This window comes from Sphingobacterium thalpophilum, assembly GCF_901482695.1.
Lineage (GTDB): Bacteria > Bacteroidota > Bacteroidia > Sphingobacteriales > Sphingobacteriaceae > Sphingobacterium > Sphingobacterium thalpophilum.
In genome coordinates this window covers 1602895-1624512 of record NZ_LR590484.1, presented here as the reverse complement: position 1 = coordinate 1624512, position 21618 = coordinate 1602895, and the positions used below count along the sequence as shown (strand labels likewise).

The 21618-nt window shown below is 48.1% G+C and carries 20 protein-coding genes; 8 read left to right on the top strand and 12 right to left on the bottom strand.

Going from position 1 to position 21618, the window contains the following annotated elements; genetic code table 11:
• Positions 1-62: 62 nt before the first annotated feature.
• The 6 genes from FGL37_RS06950 to metG all read right to left on the bottom strand — a co-directional run bounded on the left by FGL37_RS06950 (position 63) and on the right by metG (position 7121).
• Entirely contained in the window at positions 63-929 is an 867-nt protein-coding gene (locus FGL37_RS06950) for an MbnP family protein (protein WP_028069368.1), read from the bottom strand.
• A 73-nt stretch (positions 930-1002) separates the two neighbouring features.
• Positions 1003-1368 (bottom strand): hypothetical protein, encoded by a 366-nt coding sequence (locus FGL37_RS06945; protein ID WP_051606695.1) that lies wholly within the window; start codon positions 1366-1368, stop codon positions 1003-1005.
• A 4-nt stretch (positions 1369-1372) separates the two neighbouring features.
• A complete protein-coding gene (locus FGL37_RS06940) occupies positions 1373-3361 on the bottom strand; it encodes a TonB-dependent receptor plug domain-containing protein (RefSeq protein ID WP_028069367.1) in 1989 nt (662 codons plus the stop codon).
• 3 nt (positions 3362-3364) lie between these two features.
• Positions 3365-4291, bottom strand: a complete 927-nt coding sequence (locus tag FGL37_RS06935; protein ID WP_028069366.1) for a hypothetical protein — start codon at positions 4289-4291, stop codon at positions 3365-3367.
• Between the two features lie 159 nt (positions 4292-4450).
• A complete protein-coding gene (locus tag FGL37_RS06930) occupies positions 4451-4819 on the bottom strand; it encodes a hypothetical protein (RefSeq protein ID WP_138096726.1) in 369 nt (122 codons plus the stop codon).
• A 232-nt stretch (positions 4820-5051) separates the two neighbouring features.
• Positions 5052-7121 (bottom strand): methionine--tRNA ligase, encoded by a 2070-nt coding sequence (metG, locus tag FGL37_RS06925; RefSeq protein ID WP_081817831.1) that lies wholly within the window; start codon positions 7119-7121, stop codon positions 5052-5054.
• 194 nt (positions 7122-7315) lie between these two features.
• Between metG and FGL37_RS06920 the strand changes: the two genes are divergently transcribed.
• Positions 7316-8218 (top strand): S66 peptidase family protein, encoded by a 903-nt coding sequence (locus FGL37_RS06920; RefSeq protein ID WP_028069364.1) that lies wholly within the window; start codon positions 7316-7318, stop codon positions 8216-8218.
• 31 nt (positions 8219-8249) lie between these two features.
• Here the strand turns inward: FGL37_RS06920 and FGL37_RS06915 are convergent, their stop codons facing one another.
• Complete coding sequence (locus FGL37_RS06915) at positions 8250-9071, bottom strand: universal stress protein (protein WP_028069363.1); 822 nt, start codon at positions 9069-9071, stop codon at positions 8250-8252.
• A 409-nt stretch (positions 9072-9480) separates the two neighbouring features.
• Between FGL37_RS06915 and FGL37_RS06910 the strand changes: the two genes are divergently transcribed.
• Entirely contained in the window at positions 9481-9888 is a 408-nt protein-coding gene (locus FGL37_RS06910; protein WP_028069362.1) for a DoxX family protein, read from the top strand.
• A 27-nt stretch (positions 9889-9915) separates the two neighbouring features.
• Here FGL37_RS06910 and FGL37_RS06905 read toward each other — a convergent pair whose 3' ends face one another.
• The 3 genes from FGL37_RS06905 to FGL37_RS06895 form a co-directional block, all read right to left on the bottom strand.
• Positions 9916-10746 (bottom strand): universal stress protein, encoded by an 831-nt coding sequence (locus tag FGL37_RS06905; protein ID WP_028069361.1) that lies wholly within the window; start codon positions 10744-10746, stop codon positions 9916-9918.
• Between the two features lie 197 nt (positions 10747-10943).
• Entirely contained in the window at positions 10944-13064 is a 2121-nt protein-coding gene (locus tag FGL37_RS06900; protein WP_138096724.1) for a carboxy terminal-processing peptidase, read from the bottom strand.
• Positions 13065-13368: 304 nt separating this feature from the next.
• Positions 13369-14469, bottom strand: coding sequence for a tetratricopeptide repeat protein (locus FGL37_RS06895; RefSeq protein ID WP_160169480.1), 1101 nt, complete (start codon positions 14467-14469; stop codon positions 13369-13371).
• Positions 14470-14666: 197 nt separating this feature from the next.
• Here FGL37_RS06895 and FGL37_RS06890 point away from each other — a divergent pair, with 197 nt between their 5' ends.
• Positions 14667-15947: a replication-associated recombination protein A gene (locus tag FGL37_RS06890; RefSeq protein ID WP_028069358.1), complete on the top strand. Its 1281-nt coding sequence runs from the start codon at positions 14667-14669 to the stop codon at positions 15945-15947.
• 298 nt (positions 15948-16245) lie between these two features.
• Positions 16246-17832, top strand: coding sequence for a S41 family peptidase (locus tag FGL37_RS06885; protein WP_028069357.1), 1587 nt, complete (start codon positions 16246-16248; stop codon positions 17830-17832).
• Here the strand turns inward: FGL37_RS06885 and FGL37_RS06880 are convergent.
• On the bottom strand, positions 17816-18589 hold the full coding sequence (locus tag FGL37_RS06880) for a hypothetical protein (RefSeq protein ID WP_051606691.1): 774 nt from the start codon (positions 18587-18589) through the stop codon (positions 17816-17818). The genes FGL37_RS06885 and FGL37_RS06880 overlap by 17 nt on opposite strands.
• A complete protein-coding gene (locus FGL37_RS25350; protein ID WP_160169479.1) occupies positions 18586-18744 on the bottom strand; it encodes a hypothetical protein in 159 nt (52 codons plus the stop codon). The genes FGL37_RS06880 and FGL37_RS25350 overlap by 4 nt, the downstream gene beginning before the upstream one ends.
• 129 nt (positions 18745-18873) lie before the next feature.
• Here FGL37_RS25350 and FGL37_RS06875 point away from each other — a divergent pair, with 129 nt between their 5' ends.
• The 4 genes from FGL37_RS06875 (at position 18874) to FGL37_RS06860 (ending at position 21409) form a co-directional block, all read left to right on the top strand.
• Positions 18874-19395 carry a 3'-5' exonuclease gene (locus FGL37_RS06875; protein ID WP_037532740.1) on the top strand — a complete coding sequence of 174 codons (522 nt, stop codon included), beginning with the start codon at positions 18874-18876 and terminating at the stop codon, positions 19393-19395.
• A 107-nt stretch (positions 19396-19502) separates the two neighbouring features.
• Positions 19503-19967, top strand: a complete 465-nt coding sequence (locus FGL37_RS06870; RefSeq protein ID WP_197734456.1) for an adenylyltransferase/cytidyltransferase family protein — start codon at positions 19503-19505, stop codon at positions 19965-19967.
• A gap of 13 nt (positions 19968-19980) precedes the next feature.
• Positions 19981-20403, top strand: a complete 423-nt coding sequence (locus FGL37_RS06865) for an adenylyltransferase/cytidyltransferase family protein (RefSeq protein WP_028069354.1) — start codon at positions 19981-19983, stop codon at positions 20401-20403.
• Between the two features lie 7 nt (positions 20404-20410).
• Entirely contained in the window at positions 20411-21409 is a 999-nt protein-coding gene (locus FGL37_RS06860) for a mannose-1-phosphate guanylyltransferase (protein ID WP_028069353.1), read from the top strand.
• Positions 21410-21618: the final 209 nt, after the last annotated feature.

Sequence of the window (21618 nt, the reverse complement as noted above, 5' to 3'; positions counted from 1 at the left end):
TGGTATAAAATTGGAGAAAGAACCACCATTGTCCAAGGGATTAGGTGGCTCTTTCTCAACTGTTAGTTATTTACACTTCCAATAGAAAACATTCCCGTCATGTCACTTGAACCATTTCCGCCCACGTTATCTACAAATTTTACCATTTGGACAGCAGTATGGATATTAGGGGTGGCGTTGTCGTTCATACCTGTTCCGGATGTCAACTTAATCGTATTCGTCTTGCCACTAAGGAGCTTATCAAAATCCGCATTGATGGTAATCCGTGGCGCATTCCTGCCGACCACTGCATTGGTTGGAAGTGTAAGGTTAATATCCCTGTAAGCATCTACCCCTTGCGTATAAGCTCCCGCTGTTCCCTCAACAGTACTTCCGGTATGGATAGACAGTGGTTTGTTATCTGTATCGTAGAAACCCTCAATCTTCGTAAAACGGTACCCTGCACCCCATTCCCACATCATTTCGGTATCGTTAGCACCTGCTTCCGCATAGAAATTGGGAAATCTTGCCTCGTCCAATGTGTTCAGTTCCGGTTTCACCCCCAAGCCGAATTTTATCTGCCTGTATTCACCTACCGGAATATTGCTTAACACATAATCCAACGTCTGCGGTTTGGAATGGTTGACCACGGTCGCCCCTTTGTCCAGATCGTTGATATTGTAGGGGATTTCACCGCCGTCCGCCTTTATCAGACGGATGTTGCTGATAACGTATTTCAATTCTGAAAAGTGGTGCACTTGGCCCTCTGCAGAAGTGTTTGCCGTGGCCGTGGAAGATGTCGCATCCCCAAGTACGATAGTCGTATTTTTGAATGTGTTGTTGAAATGTAAAGTGATATTATTGGCTACAGGATTGCCATCGTCCTTGCTACAGGACACCAATACTGATATCGTAACGAATAGTAAGAAATATTTAGTTAATGATTTCATTATGTAATATTTTTAAAAAATTGAAATTTTATTTTTTATTTAGTCATGCTTTTGATACGTCTGTGATAATAAATCAGGCAATGGGCGGCGGCACAAAGATTTCCCTGTAAGGTTCAGTATAGTGGACTTCCTTATACATGGGGATGCCGTTCCAGATCTCAACGGTCAAACGCCGTGTTTCAAATTCCGTAGATGAAATAGGAAGCATATCAACCCGTTGGTAAACACCTATGGAATCAGAGTCGGAATTTTCCATTTTCTGCAATTGCTTTTTCAGATGGCAAATTCCGTGGCATTGCATTTCAGGCTTATTTTTGTTGACACAAAACGCCTTTTCTATCGCTACTTGGTTCAGTTTAAAGTGCATGACGAGTATTGCCTGCTGAAACCCAATCAGCAGCGATAAAAGCATCATCAAAACACTAAAAACCTGTTTCATCCCTTTAAAAATTGAATTTCAACGAAGTGAATATATTGCGCCCCATTCTTGGGATATTGCCCCAATCCGCATAGGTACTGTAATATTCGTTGAGCAGGTTCTCCGCACCGACCTGCAGGACGGTGCTAAAATTTTTGAAACTGAAGGTATAGTCTGTGGATATATTCCAGATCCTATAAGCCGGAGTAAGGTCTTCCCCGTATTCGGGGCTGTAATTCTTCTGCTCAAAATCACCGTTAAGCGAAGTCCGGATACCAAATTTCCCGTGCATAAAATCTAGGGATGTCTGATAGCTCAACGGGCGGATGAACGGTAGATTTCCACCTTTGTAGTCCCTTGCCCGTGCGTAGGTAAGCGTACCTTTCCAATGCAGGCGTTGCAGGATGTCGTAGTGGGCATTCAGTGCTATATTGAAAAGTTTGGCGTGGCTCAATGATGTATAACCTTTTACGCCGACCGATTGATAGTTCATTGGGCTTCCCAAGCTCAAGATCCGGCCGACGATATAATTCTGGATATGGAAATAGTTTACTTTGGCTTCTATGCCCATCTTTTCGTTTTTGAACCCTGCGCTTGCATTGGCCTCATAGGAAATCTCGTTTTTCAAATCGGGGTTTCCGACGTAATCATAACGGTCAAAGCTATTATATATATAATAGCCGTACCCCTCCGAAACGGATGGCGCCCGATGCCCGTACCCTGTTCCAAAGGAGAAATCAAACTGATTGATATGTAGTTGGTAACTGGTGTGCAGGCTCGGCAATACCCTATTTTTTTTCTGAGGTGTGCCGGGATGGAAAATCCAGTTGAACTCCACATATTTGGAACGGTTGTAATTCCAGCCGAGAGATCCTCCGAAATTCAGCTGGCTGATTTCCGAAATGTCCCATGAATTGTTCATCGAAAGCCCTGCAAAACGGGTGGTTACCCACGGCCAGCTATATGCAAACATGGTTTTCTTGCTCCGGTCTTGCGGATACATTGTCATTTCCGCGATGGACAGGTTATCGTACACGTTCAACTGGATTTCGGAACTGTAATTGCCACGGTTCAAGCTGGCTCGGGAAACCAATCCGTAGGTGGTACTCCAGCCCGGCATATCCATGTGGACGAGGTTTTCGGGTCGCTTGGTATCATCCATATAGTGTTCTACCGCATTGAAATAAAGCTTGGTGTCCCAAACATTAAATAATCCGTTTTCAAACAGCTGCTTGTAGGATGCCGATGTGATAATCGCACGGGAAAGCCATAAATCCATCGGAAGTGCCGGGAACCCCACATTATCTGCCCTGTCGTAGATAGCATCCACCCGTACTGAGGAAAGCGGACTTGTTTTGTACGCCAGCCCCAAAGAGGTATTGAATTTTTTGAACTGCGAATGGTTTACCTCCTTATTGTTGCCGTCGTCATAATTACCTGCTTTCCGAAAGGAAACACTACCGTCTGCCACAAACCTGTCGCTGGAATAGGACAGGTTTCCGAGATTGAAAAACTGCCTGTTGTTGAACTCAAATCCTGTTTGGTACGCACCGTTCCACGTCTTTTCAAGACCGAACGGGGTGCTTTTCCTTTTCATGTCAATGCTCCCTCCGACAGTTGCCCCGTGCATATTGCCCTCTTGGCCGGAGGTGATATCAATGGTAGAAAGATTATTGCTTTCCACATAAGAAGTGACCGGATCCATTTTATCCGTACACGCACCGAATACGTGCATACCGTCAATGGTCACGGAGGTGCGTTCAGTACTCATGTTGTTGAGCAGGGGTTCCCATGCGTAGGCTCCCCGTTTGATGAAGCTGATATTGTCGGACGAGGCTAGAAACTCATCCACCGAAACCGCCATTTTCATTTTGGTCTCGATTTTTCGCTTGGCAGTCGCTGTTACTGTTACCTCGTCAAGGGTTTTAGCCGTGTCTTTTTGCACGTGTGTGTGCTGAGCGTTTGTATTTAGTCCAAGAGAAAGAGACAAAAATATAATAGGTAACTTCTTCATACCTTAGAATAAAATGTCAATGTATAATTCGCTTTTCACGCCTTCCACGCCCGGCGTGAAATCCGTTGGTACGACTGTGCCTTTCAAAATTTGCCCCTGCTGGTTCAATAGGATGAAATTCAGCGTCCAGTTACCCGTCATGGTGTAGTTGACCACGCCATGGTACAGGCCATCGTCCTGCTGTGTTAAATCCCTATTGTTGGGCGAGGAATGGTTTCCCATAGACGGCTCCGGCATCCGGGGGTCTAACTGCAAGGTGTAACCGCTTACCTCCGTGTATGAAAACTGCGAGGCATCCGGGAAATTGCCGGATGGAGGATTGGTCGGCCTATTGTATTTATAGATGCCTGCAACCAGTCCGTTTTCGCCAACCTTTGGCTTTTGTGGCGCCAACAAGGCAATGATGTATTGTTCATTATCCTTTCCCGTGAACGTGATCATGTTCAGGTTTTTGTTGGCTTGTTCATGGACATCGATATTCTGGCTGACCGTATGGGACTGGCCTGCAATCGTGAAGCTGATATAAAGCTCCCAGCTGCCATCCGTACCGCTTTCATCCGTAAACACCGAATATCCCGAAAAATAGTCACCGTCTGGACTATAGTCCAAATCGTATCGGTGCGGACAGGAAATCTGATCCCCTTCCGCATTGGTCATGATAGGGAGGAATGTTACAGCGGACGCATTTGCCTTTTCTTTGGTCTGCATATCCGTAATCTTCAAACGGATTTCGTTGTAGCCTTTATAGAACGTTCCGTTCAATGCTTCGATACTGATGCTGTAACCTCCGCTTTTGATGGCAACAGCTTCTTCAAATTCGTGGTATTCGGGGACGACGGTATCAATTTCCGCTTCGTAATCCGTTTTTTCCTTTGTACAGGACAGCACCGCAAGGCATAATGCGGTGAGAAAAAGGAGTGACTTCTTCATTTAGATGAATTGTAAATCCAATGTTTCGTGAAAATTTATTGAAATGGGGTGAACGTAACGGGCATTATCAATTTCGGTCTTGCACCGCCGTTAAGACGATGGACGGAAATCCATTGATAATCTGTCAGGTTGACGCGGAGCTACGTTCTGATGCTGCGATTAGCTAATCGGCGGGCGGAAAACGGATGTATGGTAACTGAACCTGTAATCAATCGGATAAGTCGAAAAAAGGCTTTGGTCGGTTTCTTCCTTAGGTTGGTACATTTTAAAAACAGTGTTCTCTTTATGCACATAAAGAGAATTGTATTCATATACCAACAGATCCTTTTTTGTTTCCTCTTTTTCTTTTTCCTTTATTTTCTTCATCAGCACACATTGGCCATTGCAATGGAGCTGGGGCTTATCTTTGTTTATACATTTTGCGAGGTAATCGGTCAAATGTATCTGATACTCCATGGTCATGATACTGCGATAGAATGATTGCAGTGTCAAGGCGACCAATAGCATATATGTGCAAAGACTTCTCAAAAGTGGTTTGTTTCCTTTTTTTGCCAAATATACACAAACAACCGCTCATATAAATGACAAATATTATTTTTATCAAAAAGAAGACCCTTGTATAAGCGAAAACAAAACACATTCAGCGCTATTGTGAAGCAATATTGTAACTGATATTAAAAGAAAAAAGAAGCCATATCTAACTTTTATCTTTTGATACGACCTCTTATTTTGTTATCTTTTGAAACTCCTGTTGCGGATGTTAGCGTACAGTGCTACCAACTTTTATGCTGGTATCTGGTCGGACAAAATCCAGACGTCCATCAGCGTCCTCGGCCATCAGGATCATCCCCTGGGAAGTGATGCCCTTGATTTCGCGTGGTTCTAGATTGACCAGGATAGACACCTGGCGGCCGACGATTTCTTCGGGGCTAAAATATTCGGCGATTCCCGATACGACGGTGCGCTTGTCGATGCCCGTGTCGATGGTCAGCTTGAGCAGCTTCTTTGTTTTGGCTACTTTCTCTGCTTCCAGAATGGTACCTACGCGGATATCCATTTTGACAAAGTCGTCAAAGCTGATGTTATCCTTTACTGGGGCCACCTTGGCGTTGTCTGCCAGATTTTTGACCTTCGCCTCCGCCAGTTTGTTGAGCTGGAATTCCACCTGTTCGTCTGTTATTTTATCAAACAGCAGCTGTACTTCACCCAGCTGATGGCCGTCCTCGATCAGGTTGTCGCTACCAGCATCCGTCCAGCTGCCCTGTGGGAAGTTGAGCATTTCAAACAGCTTTGTCGCTGTCTTGGGCAGGAATGGCTGTGCCAGCACAGCGAGGTTCGCAACGATCTGGGCAGCTACTCCTAAAATGGTTTTGACCCGTTCTTCATCCGTCTTGATGATTTTCCAGGGTTCTTCATCCGCGAGGTATTTGTTGCCTAGGCGCGCTACATTCATAAACTCGGCCAGTGCTTCGCGGAAGCGGAACTGCTCCAGCGAGGATTTGATTGTGGCGGGGTAAGACTTCAGTTCGTCCAGCACCGACTGGTCTACGGCGGTCTTCGCCGATCCGCTCAACACCTTGCCGTTAAAATATTTGTGTGAAAGCACCATGACGCGGTTGACGAAGTTGCCAAAGATGGCCACCAGTTCATTGTTGACGCGCGCCTGAAAGTCCTTCCAGGTAAATTCAGCATCTGATGTTTCGGGAAGTATGGAGGTGAGCACATACCGGAGCTCATCCTGTTTGCCCGGAAATTCCTGCAGGTACTCATGCAGCCATACCGCATGGTTGCGTGACGTGGAAAGCTTGTCGCCCTCCAGGTTGAGGAACTCATTGGCCGGAATATTTTCAGGCAGGATATAACCGCCATGCGCATGCAATATCGCCGGAAATATGATACAGTGGAATACGATGTTGTCTTTTCCGATAAAGTGGATCAGCGTCGAATCATCGGCGGGGTTTTCCTGCGCCTTCCAGTAATCTTCCCAGTTTTTGCCATGGTCGAGTGCCCACTGTTTGGTCGCTGAGATGTAGCCTATGGGGGCATCCAGCCAGACATACAGTTTCTTGCCCTGTGCTTCTTCGAGCGGCACATCTACCCCCCAGTCGAGATCCCGGGTCATGGAGCGTGGCTGCAGTCCAGATTTGAGCCAGGACTGGCATTGGCCGAATACGTTGGACTTCAGGCTATTTTTCTTGCCCTCGATAAGCCATTTTTCCAGCCAGGGCTGGTATTTGTCCAGTGGAAGGTACCAGTGCTTCGTTTCTTTCAGTACCGGTGTCTTGCCACTTAAGGTAGAGATGGGGTTGATCAGGTCCGTTGGGCTGAGGGAAGTACCGCATTTTTCGCACTGATCCCCATAGGCACCTTCGGACTTACAGTTCGGACAGGTACCGGTGATATAACGGTCTGCCAAAAACTGGTGAAATTCTTCGTCGTAATATTGTTCAGAAAATTTCTCGACAAACTCCCCTTTATTGTATAAGTTGAGGAAAAAATCCTGCGACAGCTGGTGATGTATCGGTTCGGAAGTACGGTGGTAAATGTCAAATGAGATACCAAACTCCTCAAAGCTCTCTTTGATCTGTTTGTTATATTTATCAATAATCTGCTGGGGAGTGATCCCTTCTTTTTTCGCACGGATGGTAATGGCTGCCCCATGTTCATCCGAACCACAGACATAGACCACATCCTTTCCATTCAGACGCAGATAACGTACAAAAATATCTCCGGGGATGTAAGCGCCCGCGAGGTGTCCGATGTGCAGCGGACCATTGGCATATGGTAATGCCGATGTAATCGTATAACGTTTTTTATCTAGAATACTCAATGCTTTAAAGTCAGTTAAAGTTAAGTGAATAAAAAAACAAGCGCTTGTCACTTGTTTCCTTCACAAAGATAATTCAATTTGCGGTATATAACTAAGATAAATTTACGTTTATTTGTAAGCAAGAGCGCTTTACAGCTGGTGCGCGGCCGCGCTTCAGCCGTATGCGCAATTTTTAACAGAAGCAATAAAAGAATATGTCCAGAGTACCTGCTTATCTTCAGCCGGGCGACAAGGTTGCCATCGTCTGTCCGGCCAGTTTTATCCGTGGAAATATCGATGTGGGGATCCGTACCCTGGAGGGCTGGGGGCTGGAGGTGGTCGTCGGCCAGACCGTGAGCACTGCGTACCATCAGTTTGCGGGCGATGACAGTCTGCGTGCTGCCGACCTGCAGTGGGCGCTGGACGATCCTTCCATTAAAGCTGTCTTTGCTGCACGCGGAGGTTACGGCAGTGTGCGCATCATCGATCAGATTGATTTTTCGGCATTTGAAAAACAGCCCAAATGGCTGGTCGGCTTTAGCGATATCACCGTACTGCATAGCCATATTCAGCGCAACTACAAAATTGCAACTATTCACGGACAGATGCCCAAATCCTTCGAATCCGGTACCGAGGCTTCGCTTGATACCCTCCGGAAGGCCCTTTTTGGCGACAACATGGATTTTACCTATACACAGTCGGCTTTCCCCAACCGTCCCGGTGAGGCGACAGGCAAACTGATCGGTGGCAATCTGGCCATTCTGCTGTCCGTCCTGGGATCAGATTCGGACCCCAAATACAGCAACAAGATTCTGTTTATCGAGGATGTCGGTGAGGCTTACTATGCTGTCGACAGGATGCTGTGGGCCCTGAAACGGGCGGGCAAGCTCAGGAAACTGAAAGGACTGATTGTGGGCGGCTTCTCCTCCATGAAAGATAATGATCCCGCTTTTGGGCAGTCTGTGGAGGAAATTGTGTGGGACAAAGTAAAAGAATATGATTTTCCGGTCGCTTTTGGGTACCCCGCGGGGCATATTGATGACAACCATGCGCTGATACTGGGCCGTAAAGTGACCCTGACGACGACGACGGAGTCAGTTAGTTTACAATATATGTAGTATTCAGCATTCCATACCCAATATAACCCGGTCAAACTGAAATAACGAGCATGGCGGCCTGGCTTTTCCAGGCCATCTTTTGGGCGATACTGGTGTTAAAAATGCGGCTGAGCATGCCTTTGTCCCGGTGAAAGCAGACCATCATATCGATATGGTTTTCGTTGATGTACTGGTTGATGCCGGTAGCGATGTCCGAGGTGAGGATGTAGCTGTACATGGGCTGGTAGCTGGCCAGCATCGCTTTCATGGTCTCAATCTCGGCACTGACGGCTTTGTTGGCGGGATCTTCTTTGGTCACATGCACCACATAGACTTCGCTCTTGCGCAGTACTTCTGCGGCGTTGACCAGCAGCCGGTCCAGCTTGAGTTTCACCTCCTTGAGGTTGGTGGCAATCAGCATCTTTTTGGGGATCCGGAATTCAGCCTTAGCTGGTACCACCAGTAAGGGGGTATGACAGTTTTCGATCAGCTTCAGTGTATTGCTGCCCAGCAGCAGTTTTTTGAAGCCGCTCTTACCCGCAGTACCGACGACAACCAGATCGATATCCTCTTCGGCACAGGTGCGGTTGACGCCGTAGCTCAGTTCATATTCTTCTAGTACCACCTTCCAGGCGATTCCCTGCGGAAACAGCTGGATCAGATCTTCCTCCCAGCTATTGAGATCTTTCTGCTTTTCTTCCAGTATCTCGGCATTGCTGATCACGACAGGCTCTGTCCCGACAGTGGGGACCACCTCATAGGTGTGGTAAAGCACCACTTTTTCTATACCCCAGAGCGGAGCCAATTTGGCCGCATATTGAGCAGCAGCATAAGCATTGTCTGAGAAATCCGTTAGTAGCAGTAGATTCTTCATAGCGTTTATAAACGGTCTTTTGCCCTTAAATTACGTATTTAGGATTATAAATGCAATATTTTTCTGCAGAGCAGTACATTTTCTGTTGCCGGTATTCCTGTACGTCTATCTTTCCCCTGATCAAATATGCTTATGGGCCGTTGTTTTTTAATCTATATCAAATAAACGGCTTTTTTTTTGTCCTAACTTTGAGGCAGGCGGGGAGGTGGAGAGTGCGATGACGACCTGACTGGCGGTCTCGCGGTGGTCTGGTTGCAGGTTTGCCTGAGCTGATCGGTGGTCTGATCGTGCGCTATCAGGCGTTTGCGGTAGAGTTATGGCGCAGGGCCCTTGCTAATTTCGATAAATTGGTTATTTTAGAAACAGAAATCAATAATGAACAGTTTTCACAAATCATAATTCTTCAAATATGGCAATTTGGAATTCTTTGGGTAAATATAGAGACACAGGCTTGTTGATCCTGCGTATCGGGTTGGGCGTGATGATGATTATGCATGGACTGCCCAAGCTGCAGGGTGGGCCCGAGCTCTGGGCTGGCGTCGGCAAGGCCATGGGAAATATGGGTATCCATTTTATCCCTGCTTTCTGGGGCTTCATGGCCGCTGCTACCGAAACCGTGGGCGGTCTATTTCTGCTGCTGGGATTATTCTTTAGGCCTTCGGCCTTGCTGCTCGCCTTTACGATGATTGTCGCCGGACTGATGCACCTGTCCAAAGGAGACGGTATCTCAGGCGCATCCCATGCGATCGAATTATTTTTCGTGTTCTTCGGGCTGGTTTTTGTTGGGCCCGGCAGGCATTCCGTAGACAAAAAATAGCCCCTTTATCAACAGGGGCCTTATTTTTTACATGCTGTCCATGGGTATCACCAGCAGGTTGGCAGCGCCGTTCCAGGCGATCTTTTTGGATATGCTCGTTTTAAATAAGCTGGCCAGTAGTCCCTGTTTCTTATGGAAGGACAGGATCAGGTCGATATGCTTTTCCCTGGCGTACTCGGTGATGCTGGTGACAATATCGTCGTGGCTGATATAATCGTAGACCGGTTTGTACTTGTCCAGTCGCTCATGCAGATAGTTGAGTTCCTGTGCCAGTTCTGCCGCAGCACTTTCCCGTTTGGCTACATTCAGTACATAAAGCTGGGCGGAGAAGCTGCCAAGGACCTGGTCCAGGTCAAACAGGCTGAGCTTCCGGTCCACCTCCTTGAGGTCTGTGGTGGCCAGCACATGTTTCGGGATGGCGGGGACGACTTTGTGGGAGACGATCAGCATCGGCCTGTTGCAGATATCCATCAGGGTGATCGCGTTGCTGCCCACCAGTATTTTGGCAAAACCTGTCTGGCCGGTGATTCCCAGCGCGACAAGGTCGATATTCTCGGCATTACAGAGCTCATTCACACCGATAGGAAGATCGACATCTTCCAGCCGGTGGGATAAATCCACCTGCGCAGGAAAGAGCGGCTTTATCTGCTCCATCCATTCCTGCAGTTCCTTTTCTTTAGCCGCTTTTACTTCGTCATTGACCACGACGATCGGTTCGTTGTTCACGATGGTTACGCTGTTGTAAGTGTGGTATACGAGCACAGCTTCGGTGTGCCATGCCTCCGTGCATAGAGCCACTTGCTTTGCCGCCAGCAGGGCATTTTCAGAAAAGTCAGTTAAAAGGAGAATGCGTTTCATAATCGTATCGTTTTTTAGTAAAACAATTAATCTTACGATAAGTTACGAACAAAAGATGAATTTAATGTGAAATGTAGCGCATAGTGATGAAGATCACCAAAAACCTTGATCAGGCAACGGCGCACGAGGTAGGGGGGCGGCAAAAAAAGAAAGGCAACCGTTGTTACGATTGCCTTTCCGCAGGATGCTGGACATCCTTATTTTTTACCCGCAAAGTTGATGATGTAATCGGTCATCACTTTGGCACTTTCGTCTTTTACAAAGTCAAGATCCATTTTCGGCTGCGGTTTGCCTTCCTCCCAGGCTGGTTTGCCCTGGAGTTTCAGCAGCGCATTGATGCGCTCGCGGTTTTTCCGCAGGTTATCGTCTTTCTCTTTTTTGAATTTGTTAAATTCCAGCGGGAATTTGGTGTCTTCATCCTTCTGAGCCTCTTCGATATCCTCTTTCAGGTATTTGTATTCGAGTGAGTTTTTGATGCGGGCTTCATGCAGTGCTTCGAGCTTTTTGTCCACACCGGTCATGTCGGCCACTTTCTTGAAGTTGCTCGACTGGATCTGATCCCATGGCAGGGCTGATTTTTCGGAGCTTTCCCCGAATTTCTCTGCGGAGAACTGCGAAGGGAAGCTGATGTCCGGAGTCACACCCTTATGCTGGGTGCTGCTTCCGTTGACCCGGTAGAATTTGCCCAGGGTGATGTTGATCTGTCCATATTGCGGAGCCCCTTCGGGAGTATCCGGATCTTTCTCACCCGATGCTTTCAGCAATAAGCGGCTTGTGGGGCTGATGATGCGCGACATGTCTATTGCCGACTGCACGGTACCCTTGCCATAACTTTGTGAACCCAGGATCACACCACGGCCATAGTCCTGAATGGCGCCGGCAAAGATCTCTGAAGCCGAAGCTGAGAAGCGGTTGATGATCACGCCCAGCGGGCCATCCCAGGATACCCCCGGATTCTTATCCTCTTCCACATCGATATTATTTTTGGTATCCCGTACCTGTACCACAGGACCTTTGTCGATAAAGAGACCGGTGAGGTCGATGGCTTCCGGAAGCGAGCCTCCGCCATTGAAGCGCAGGTCGATGATTACGGCATCCACTTTCGCCTGTTTGAGCGTATCAAGGATCATGCGCACATCTCTGGTGGTGCTTTTATAGTTGGGATCACGTCTTCTATAGGCATCAAAGTCCATGTAAAATTTCGGGATATTAATGACCCCGACCTTGTACATTTTGCCGTCGGCACCTTTGACGTTCATGATTTCCTTTTTCGCCGACTCTTCCTCCACGACGATCTTTTCCCGTACCAGCGATACGATGCGCGGATGTGCATTCATCGGCTGGCCTGCCGGAATGATTTTGAGGCGTACCACAGTACCCTTAGGGCCTTTTATTTTCGCTACGGCGGCATCCAGTCTCCAGCCGATGATGTCTTCAAATTCACCGTCCTTGCCCTGTGCTACGCCGATAATTTTATCGTTGACCTGGATGGTCTTGTCTTTAAAGATCGGCCCGCCGGGAATAATTTCATTGATGGTCACCGCTTCGTTGTCGATCATCAGTCGGGCACCGATCCCTTCAAAGGTATTGGCCATGCCTTCGTTGAATGCCTGCGCAAATGAAGGGTTGAAGTAAGAAGTATGCGGGTCGACAGCATCCGTCAGTGCCTGCATCACCACCTGAAAAGCATCATTTGCATTCGTTTTCTTGGCCTGGGAGATCAGGTTGACATAGCGTTTCCTGAGCGTTTCCACCTGTTTGGTTTTTGCGCTGTCGGTCGACTTGCCACTGGCCGTTTCGAGATTGAGCAGATCATATTTTACGCGTTTGCGCCATTGATCGTTGGCCTCGTCCGCCGTTTTGAACCAGGCTAATTTTTCACGGTTGGGCTGATAATATTCGTCTTTGGTGAAATCGTGTTTCTTGTCGATTTCCGAAAGCGCATATTGCATCCGGTCCAGGTAGCGTTTCGAATAGGTATTAAAAATATAAAATGCCGACGAGAGGTCGCCATCTCTCATGTCCTGGGCAAGGTTGTGTTTATAAGCCTGAAAGTCATCGATATCGGATTGGAGCAGATAATTTTTACCCTGATCTAGGCTCTTGATCAGATTATCGAAGATAATTCCAGATATCGAATCGTTCATTTTGACCTTTTTGTAGCTGGCATTTTCCAGTAATCCGGTCACTTCTTTGGCGATGATCTGGTGTTGTGTGCTCGGTTTGAGCCCTCCATCATCCGGAAGCGCTACCCGGGGCTTAGAGCCACAGGAGACAATGGATACCACAAAAAGTGCAAATATGAGTTTTCTAAACATATGTTCGACGGTTTTAATAATCATTTTTAAACTAAGACAAATTTGCTGTTATATGCAATCTAACTATTACCGGCGCCCTTACTGCTATCGTCCTGGGTTTTGCCTATTGCCAGTTTTAGTAAGGAATCAAATATATCCGGTGCTCAATTGATAAGCGTGCTAAATTTAGTGAAATTCATAGCACATTAACACAGATTCTAAAAAAATATTTGATTTATCCTCCAATAATTACAAAAAGCTTAAAATTGTCCTCCATTTCTACTCCCGGGTCTTTGGTTGATACATTCTATGCGTAGAGAACACATCAATTGTACAATTCGTTTTTGAGCTGCGTATACGCTTTAAAGGTCTGGTCGGCCGAGGGATAGTCCTTGAGCTCCAGATACACTTCGCCCAGTTTGTCCAGTATCGCCAGTGACAGCTGTTTGTTGTTTTCGTTAGAGGCCAGTTCAGCCGCCTGTATAAACTCTTTGACGGCCACCTTGTAGTTGCCGTCCTGCTGCTTGGAGGCCGCCAGCAGGTACTCGATTTCCGCCAGCTCGCTGCGCAGCTTTTTGGCATTGGCGAGGTCGCGGGCCTGCAGCAAAAACCACTGTGCCTGGGTGAACTTGTTCTGTTTGAAATAGACCTCAGCCAGCATTTCCCAGGCAAAGATCTTCCCTTCGTAGGCTTTCGCCTTGTTGAACAAAGGGATGGCGCTGCGGATGATATTATTTTCGGCGGCCTTATAGTTGCCCTGTCCGGCACGCGCCAGGGCGATCAGGAGCCATGCATTTGCCTGTTCGAGGTAGCTTTTGCTGACCGTGGCATAGCTGTGGTAATTCTGTGCGCTTTCCTCGGCCTGGGCAAAGTTGCCGCTGAACAGCTGAAAGTTGCTGACATTGAGGTTGATCGTCGCAATATCATCCCTGTTGTCCGTGCGGTTGGCCAGCGACAGCGCTTCATACAGAAACCGCGAGGCATTGCTGCTGTCGTTATTTTTGATCGCAGCTAAAGCCGCCTCATTGGCCAGGGCATAGCCGGCGATCCAGTTTTCCGATTTTTTCTGCATTTCGATAACGTTGTTCCATGCTGCGGCATCTGCCGGAGCCGGGCTCATCAGATACCGGAAATGGCCCACATTGTTGGTGCTCCGGAGCTGCAGCAATAGCCGCTGGAACAGCAGCTGCCGGGCGATCTCTTTGCTGAATCCTTTTTTGCCTGAGTAGTTATCTTCGATGATCTCCTCTTCGGTTTTGGGCGGCGGCAGGAAATATACCTCCGGGCCGATGCCCCGAAAGGAAGCATCGTATTTTTTTATCGCTCCCGTATAGTCCTGCGGAGCATCCTGAGCCCTGGCCGTGCCGCCCATTCCGGCGGTCAGGCACAAGACCGTTATTATTAAAGTCCAATAGTTCATCATCATCCCCATGCATTTACGCTATCATTAACGTCTTTTACAAATATGAAAAAAAAGAATGTGAAAAAATGTTAAAGTGGTGTGGAGTAGGCTGTATCAAGTATAGAAAGGGGGAATATGGCGGCTTGAGAAGTCTTGGGATACATGATCAAGTAAAACTAAAATATTTAGTTGTTGTGCCGTTTAATTCTTAAATTTGTGTTATGGCAACACGCATTCCACTCGCAGAACGACTTCGTCCCCATCAGCTGAGCGACTATGTTGGGCAGCAGCATATTGTCGGGCCCGATGCGGTGCTTTATCATGCAATTCAGCAAAAAAATATTCCATCCATGATCCTTTGGGGCCCTCCGGGCGTCGGTAAGACCAGTCTGGCGCTGCTGATTGCCAAGGAGCTGGACCGGCCTTTTTTCTCGCTGAGTGCCATACAGGCTGGCGTAAAAGATATCCGCGAGGTCATCGACAAGGCCGAGCGGCTGATGAATTTCAATCAGGATCAGCCGATCCTGTTTATCGATGAGATCCACCGGTTTTCCAAGTCCCAGCAGGATTCGCTGCTTGGCGCTGTGGAGCGGGGGCTGGTCACGCTGATCGGTGCCACCACCGAAAATCCCTCCTTTGAGGTGATCTCGGCGCTCCTTTCACGCTGTCAGGTGTATGTGCTGGAACATTTGTCGGAGCAGGATCTGATTGGTCTGGTGCAGAAGGCGCTGCATGAGGATGAGTATCTCAAAAAGCAGGATATAACCATCGAAGAGTATGAAGCTCTGCTGCGGCTCTCGGGTGGCGACGCCCGCAAGCTATTGAATGTGCTTGAACTTGTCGTGAATGCCGCCATCCTGCACAGGGAGCCGATCACCAATGCCTTTGTACTGAAGCAGGTGCAGCAGAATATGGCGATCTATGACAAGGCCGGCGAGCAGCATTACGATATTATCTCGGCTTTTATTAAGTCCATCCGCGGGTCGGATCCCAACGCCGCGGTCTATTGGCTGGCACGCATGATCGAAGGGGGCGAAGATCCTTCCTTTATCGCCCGCCGTTTGCTGATTCTGGCTTCGGAAGATATCGGCAACGCCAATCCCAATGCGTTGTTGCTGGCCAATAGCTGCTTTCAGGCCGTCAATGTCATCGGCTGGCCCGAGTCACGTATTATTCTGTCGCAGACGGTGGTGTATCTGGCCAGCTCCGCCAAGAGCAATGCCACCTATGAGGCGATCAACAAGGCACAGGCTCTGGTCAAGCAGACCGGCGATCTTTCGGTGCCGCTGCATCTCCGCAATGCGCCGACCAAGCTGATGAAAAACCTCAACTACGGTGCCGAGTATAAATATGCACACGCCTACCCCGGCAACTTTGTCGTGCAGGAGTTTATGCCCAAGGAAATCAGCGGTACCAAGCTGTATGAGCCCGGACAGAATCCACAGGAGGAGAAGGCGCGGCAGAGCCTGCGGGACAAGTGGAAAGAGAAGTATAGGTATTAGTATGGAGTAAACACTTCATAGGTGACTTCCTTTGTACGTTTCGGGATCATGACGTTTTGTTTGCCAGATATTAAGCTGTCTTTCGAGTCGTTCATCAAAAGTGGGTATTCAGCCCCATCATCCTCTGCACTATACAGGATTAACAACCCGAAAAGCTACGTGAAATTTTGCCAAATTAAGAGCGGGCAATCAAGGGAAAGGTTTTTTCTGATCAATTGAAAACGGACACTTTAAGAGAAAATAAATAGTTGTGAAAAAAGCGCAATTTCTCTATGTTTGTTTTACTAAATGTTTCCATATGAACAAAATGCCTCTACAGCAGCTGGGACGCTGGGCAGCAATTGCGCTGATCGGGCTTTCCGTACTTTCCTGTAAAAAGGACGAGCCCAAGCCAGACCCCGAGCCGGAGCCGACAGACCGTACCGAAGGTCAATATATTAAGGACGAGATTTACAAGTATTATAAGTTATATTCCCTGTGGGCGGATGAGTCTATTCCGGATTACCTAAAAAACCCGGCGCAGTTTACGGATCAATGGAATTCAGCCAATGCCGTTCTCACTCAGCTCAGAAAATTGACGCCAAGGCATAATGCCGAAGGATACAATGACGGCGTTTTTGATCGTTTCTCCACGATGACGGGCGAGAATGACTACGACATAAACAGCCGGGCTGGCCTGAAAATGTATAATGCGGAAGGGTACGGCATCTCTGTTCAATGGTTTTCCGTCGATGATGGTGCGACGGCACAGCCCTATATTTCATTTGTCGAGGGCGGATCCCCCGGAGCGGTTGCGGGATTCATGCGGTCTGATATCATTACTTCAGTTAATGACGACAAGGAGGATTACTCTGTAGGCGTGACCTGTGAAGGTCATCTATGTGACGTCATACCAGCGGACGAGGCAAAGTTCAGCCGTCTTCAGAGCTCAATCCGATTTGCACTTACCGGCTTAAGTCTTACCCTTGAGGTGAAGCGTCCTGAAAATAAGCTGTTCAAAGCATCTATGAGTTACGATGATTCATACGTCATCAATCCTATCTACAAAGACACCGTGTTTACCCGCAGCGGTAAGCATATCGGATATTTTGCCTATTCCTCTTTTGAAGAGATCGAAGATAATGGAGAAGATGATAATAAAGACAAAACCGATGCATTGTTTGCCAAGTTTGAGAGCAAGCAGATCAGTAGTCTGATTGTGGACCTGCGTTACAACGGTGGAGGGGACGTAGAATCGGGCATTTATCTGGCGAATAAGATCGGAGGAACGAAGACTGCCGGTAAACTCATGCTGACCTATGAGATGAATAAATACATGTCCTCCGATGCAGCTTCTTCCCTTCGTAAGGCACTGCGTATTTACGATACATATTTTACGGCTACAAGTGGATTGAGGCTTGACAAAGTCTATTTTCTGGTCAGTGAGGAGACTGCTTCAGCGGCAGAGATGCTGATCAACGTCCTTGTGCCTCATATGGATGTCAAGATCATTGCTTCGGGAAACCGTACTTTTGGAAAGCCTGTCGGATTTTTTGAGCACGAGATTAAATATAACGGCAAAACAAAGGTCTCTTATTGGCCAGCTTCTTTCCTGCTGAAAAATTCGCGCGGCAATCTGGGTGAAAAATATAACAAGGGTACTGAGCGTAATTTACGTGATTATTGGGATGGCTTGGTACCGGATATAGGTGACCTCGGGGATGATGTGTCCGTGGCTGTGGGCGATCCCGGTGATCCCATGCTGGCGGCTGCTCTGGCAGATGCGGCACCTACTGCCGGTACCAGGGCGGCGCTACGGCAAGCATCCAGCCGCAGTATCCACATGCTGGAACAGGGCAAGATCAGTACACTTCCCGAACGCGGAATGTTTAAACGGATGAAATAACGGTAGAACCCAAGATCCGCTCAGCGCACAAGGTGGCCGCTTCGGCGTCGGGCAGGCATTTGAGATGACCTACCGGCACTTCGGCGATCACCTTTTCCAGCAGCGTGTTCATGCGGCCAAAGAGCTCCTTGTTCCAGCGTATAGAGGTACAGCTCGGCAGTACGGCGATAAAACCTTTGAGACCGGGCTGCCATTCAAATACATTGCTGGGGCCCTGTTGCAGGCGCACAAAACCTTTCAAGTGCAGCCGCTCATTTTTATAGCAGGGCGTCTTGCCGCTCCAGGGCGTTCCGTAGATAAAGACACCCGATTCCGTAATGCGGATGGCCGGATTATCGTCATTGAGCAATACCGTGTCGGGAATATGCTTCAGCCAGAGCCGGCTGTGTGTACTCTTGCCGGTGCCGCTCTTGCCGAGGAAGGCAACACCCATCCCGCGGTGGTTGACCACCGAGGCGTGGATCATGATCGTATCATGCAGCAGGCTGGCCTGACCGAAGATCATCATGGCCATCCAGGTGATAACCCCATGCTGCTCCTCCGCCGTGCTCTCCGGAACATATATCGTTGACCGTTCAAAATTGCGGCTGCTGAACTGATACCAGCTGTCGTTGCCCTTGTCGTTGACGATGCTCGTGATAAAGGTATCTCCCTTTTCGTAAAAGCGGAAGCGGTCGCCCCAGGCGATGGACTCATCCGTGCGCAGTATACCCATGTCATCACTTACCGGTGCGCTCTCCAGCGAGATGTCGATCACAATGTCCGCAGCAGCGTGCTGTCTGCGGTGCTCAACATTTGCCCGGAGGCGGACTTGTTATTGTCCGGTTTGGCGGTATTCTTGCCCTTGCAGGCCCAGAGCAGGGTAGCCAGAAGGCCCATGGAAAGAAAGTAACTGAGGGTTGAACTTTTCATGCGATATGTTTAACTATAATGCGATCCAAACTTAGTTAAATCCTGCTTTATTTTCAAGGCCTTTGCCGATGGTTACCCAAATATTCAATAGTATTTCTTAACTTTACCGCAATTTTTAGGAGAATATCGATGCCTTCAGGATTAAGTTTTACCGCGATAGATTTTGAAACAGCCACAGCTAATCAGAATTCAGCCTGTGCCATTGGCCTTGTGGTGGTGGAGCAGGGCATTATTGTGGATGAGTTTTATTCCCTGATCCAGCCGCCGCACAATCAATATATGTGGCAGACGACCAGGGTGCATGGCATCAGACCACGGGATACCGCCAGCGCTCCGACCTTTAAGCAGCTATTTCCACAGATTTACCCACTGATCAGCAACCGTCTGATGGTCGCCCACAACGAGCTTTTTGACCGGGGCGTACTCCGCAAAACGATGCACTATTACAATCTTCCTTACGAGAGCCTGGGGCTCAACGAAAAGTGGGAATGCACCTTTCGAATCTATCAGGGCAAAGGATTTAAGCCGGCGCGCTTAAATGCCTGCTGTGAGGTATTGGGCATCGAGCTCAATCACCACGAAGCCCTGTCCGATGCCCGCGCCTGTGCCAATTTATACCTCCGGCATGCCGATGTGCCTTCTTTGGCATGATTTTTACGTTAAATTTTCGTGTAAAGCTGGCAGCCTGATCTTATAATTCCTATCTTTGAGATAAAGTATAGCTGCCGTTTATTATAAATTATATATTCAATTTGATTATGGTTAATATTCCAGCCAAAGGTATGCGCGTAGGCATTACCTTCAGTGCCTTTGACTTGTTGCACGCGGGGCATATCAAAATGCTCGAGGACGCCAAAAGACAGTGTGATTATTTGATCTGCGGTCTACAGACCGATCCCACCTTGGACCGTCCTGAAAAGAATAAGCCCGCCCAGACTGTAGTGGAGCGGTATATCCAGCTAAAAGGCTGTAAATACGTGGACCAGATTGTCCCTTATGCCACCGAGCAGGATCTGGAAGATATATTACGTTCTTTTAAAATAGATGTCCGCATCGTGGGAGACGAATACCGGGAGAAAAACTTTACGGGCCGCGCGTATTGTGAAGAGAAGGGCATCGAGCTGTATTTTAACAGCCGCGACCACCGATTCTCGAGTTCAGGCCTGCGAAAAATTGTGGCCAAAGCCAATTCAGAAGAACAAACAGTCATAAAATCTATTTAATTTGAAGATCCCTATGAAAATTGGAATTACATTCGGTGTGTTCGACTTACTGCACGCCGGACATATTATGATGCTGGAAGAAGCCAAGCGGCACTGTGATTACCTGATCGTGGGGCTGAATACCGACCCTTCGGAAGTGTTCCCCGAGAAGGCCAAGCCCACCCAGACCATTGTCGAGCGCTACATACAATTGGAAGGCTGCCGGTATGTGGATGAGATCATCCCCTATGAGACCGAGCAGGACCTGATCGATATGATCAAGGCGCTGCCGATCCATATGCGGATTATCGGTGAAGAGTACCGGGATAAGGATTTTTCCGGTCGTCAGTATTGTGTGGAAGAAAATATCGAGATCTATTATAATAAGCGTACGCACCGTTTCTCCAGCGCCGGCCTACGGAAGGTCGTGGCTGACAAAGAAGCGGAAAAAAAATAATCAGCAGATGAGCAATATTATCCATGTTGTATTGACAGGTGGGGTTGGCAGCCGCCTTTGGCCGCTGTCGCGCAAAAGCTATCCCAAACAGTATCTATCCTTGTTTAAGGAAGGCTCATTGTTTGAAATGACCATCAAGCGCAACCAGCCGCTCTGCGGGCAGGTTATCGTGGTGGGCAACCGGGATAACCATAGTCTCAGCCGTGAGGTCATGGAAGACAACAAGATCGATTATATCGATATCGTCGAGGCTACGCCCCGTAATACCGCTGCGGCCATTGCTTTTGCAGCCTTTGCTGCCCAGCCCGACGATATTCTGATTGTGACGCCCTCAGACCATGTGATCGTGGGTGAGCAGGCTTATGCCGAGGCGATCAAGGCTGGGATTGAAAAGGCGAATAAAGGGTATATTGTGACTTTCGGCATACAGCCCACACGGCCGGAGACCGGCTATGGCTATATCGAATACAAAGACGACAAGGTCCTTTCCTTTCGCGAGAAGCCCAATCAGGATACAGCGGAGGATTTTATTGAGCGGGGCAACTTTCTCTGGAACTCGGGTATGTTCTGTTTCCGGGCAGACACCTTTCTGGCTGAATTGCAGACCTTCGAGCCCAAAGTATACGCGACCGCATTCAATGCCTGGCAGCACCGTCAGGATGGTGAGCTTGACTTGGCCCTGTCCAAGGAGATCCCATCCATTTCCATCGACTATGCCGTAATGGAGCGTTCCAAAAAGATCCGCGTCGTGGCCACGAGTTTTCAGTGGTCTGACCTTGGTTCCTTTGAGTCGATGTACGACTATCTGAAGCAGACGGGGCATCCGGTCGATGAAAATGGCAATATGGTCATTGGGACCGACATATACACCGCTTTTGTGGGTATGCGTGATAGTATTCTGGTGCATACCAAAGATGCCATTCTGGTGCTGCAGAAAGAAAAATCCCAGGATGTCAAAAAAATCTACAATACACTCGAACGCCATCAGTCCAAGCTGATCGATTGATTTTTTAAGAGGAAGGGAGTGTCTGGCGGAGGGCCCTTCCTTTCCACTATTTCCTAACCCTGTTCAAATATTTTTGTCGTGCTACATAATTTAACAATAAAATAATATCTATTATCTTTCTGATATTCAGGTGTTTGTAAAATGTCCCTATAATGTCCCCTGAACAAACGTAGTTGATCATAAATTGGTTGCTTATCTTTGAGTAAGTC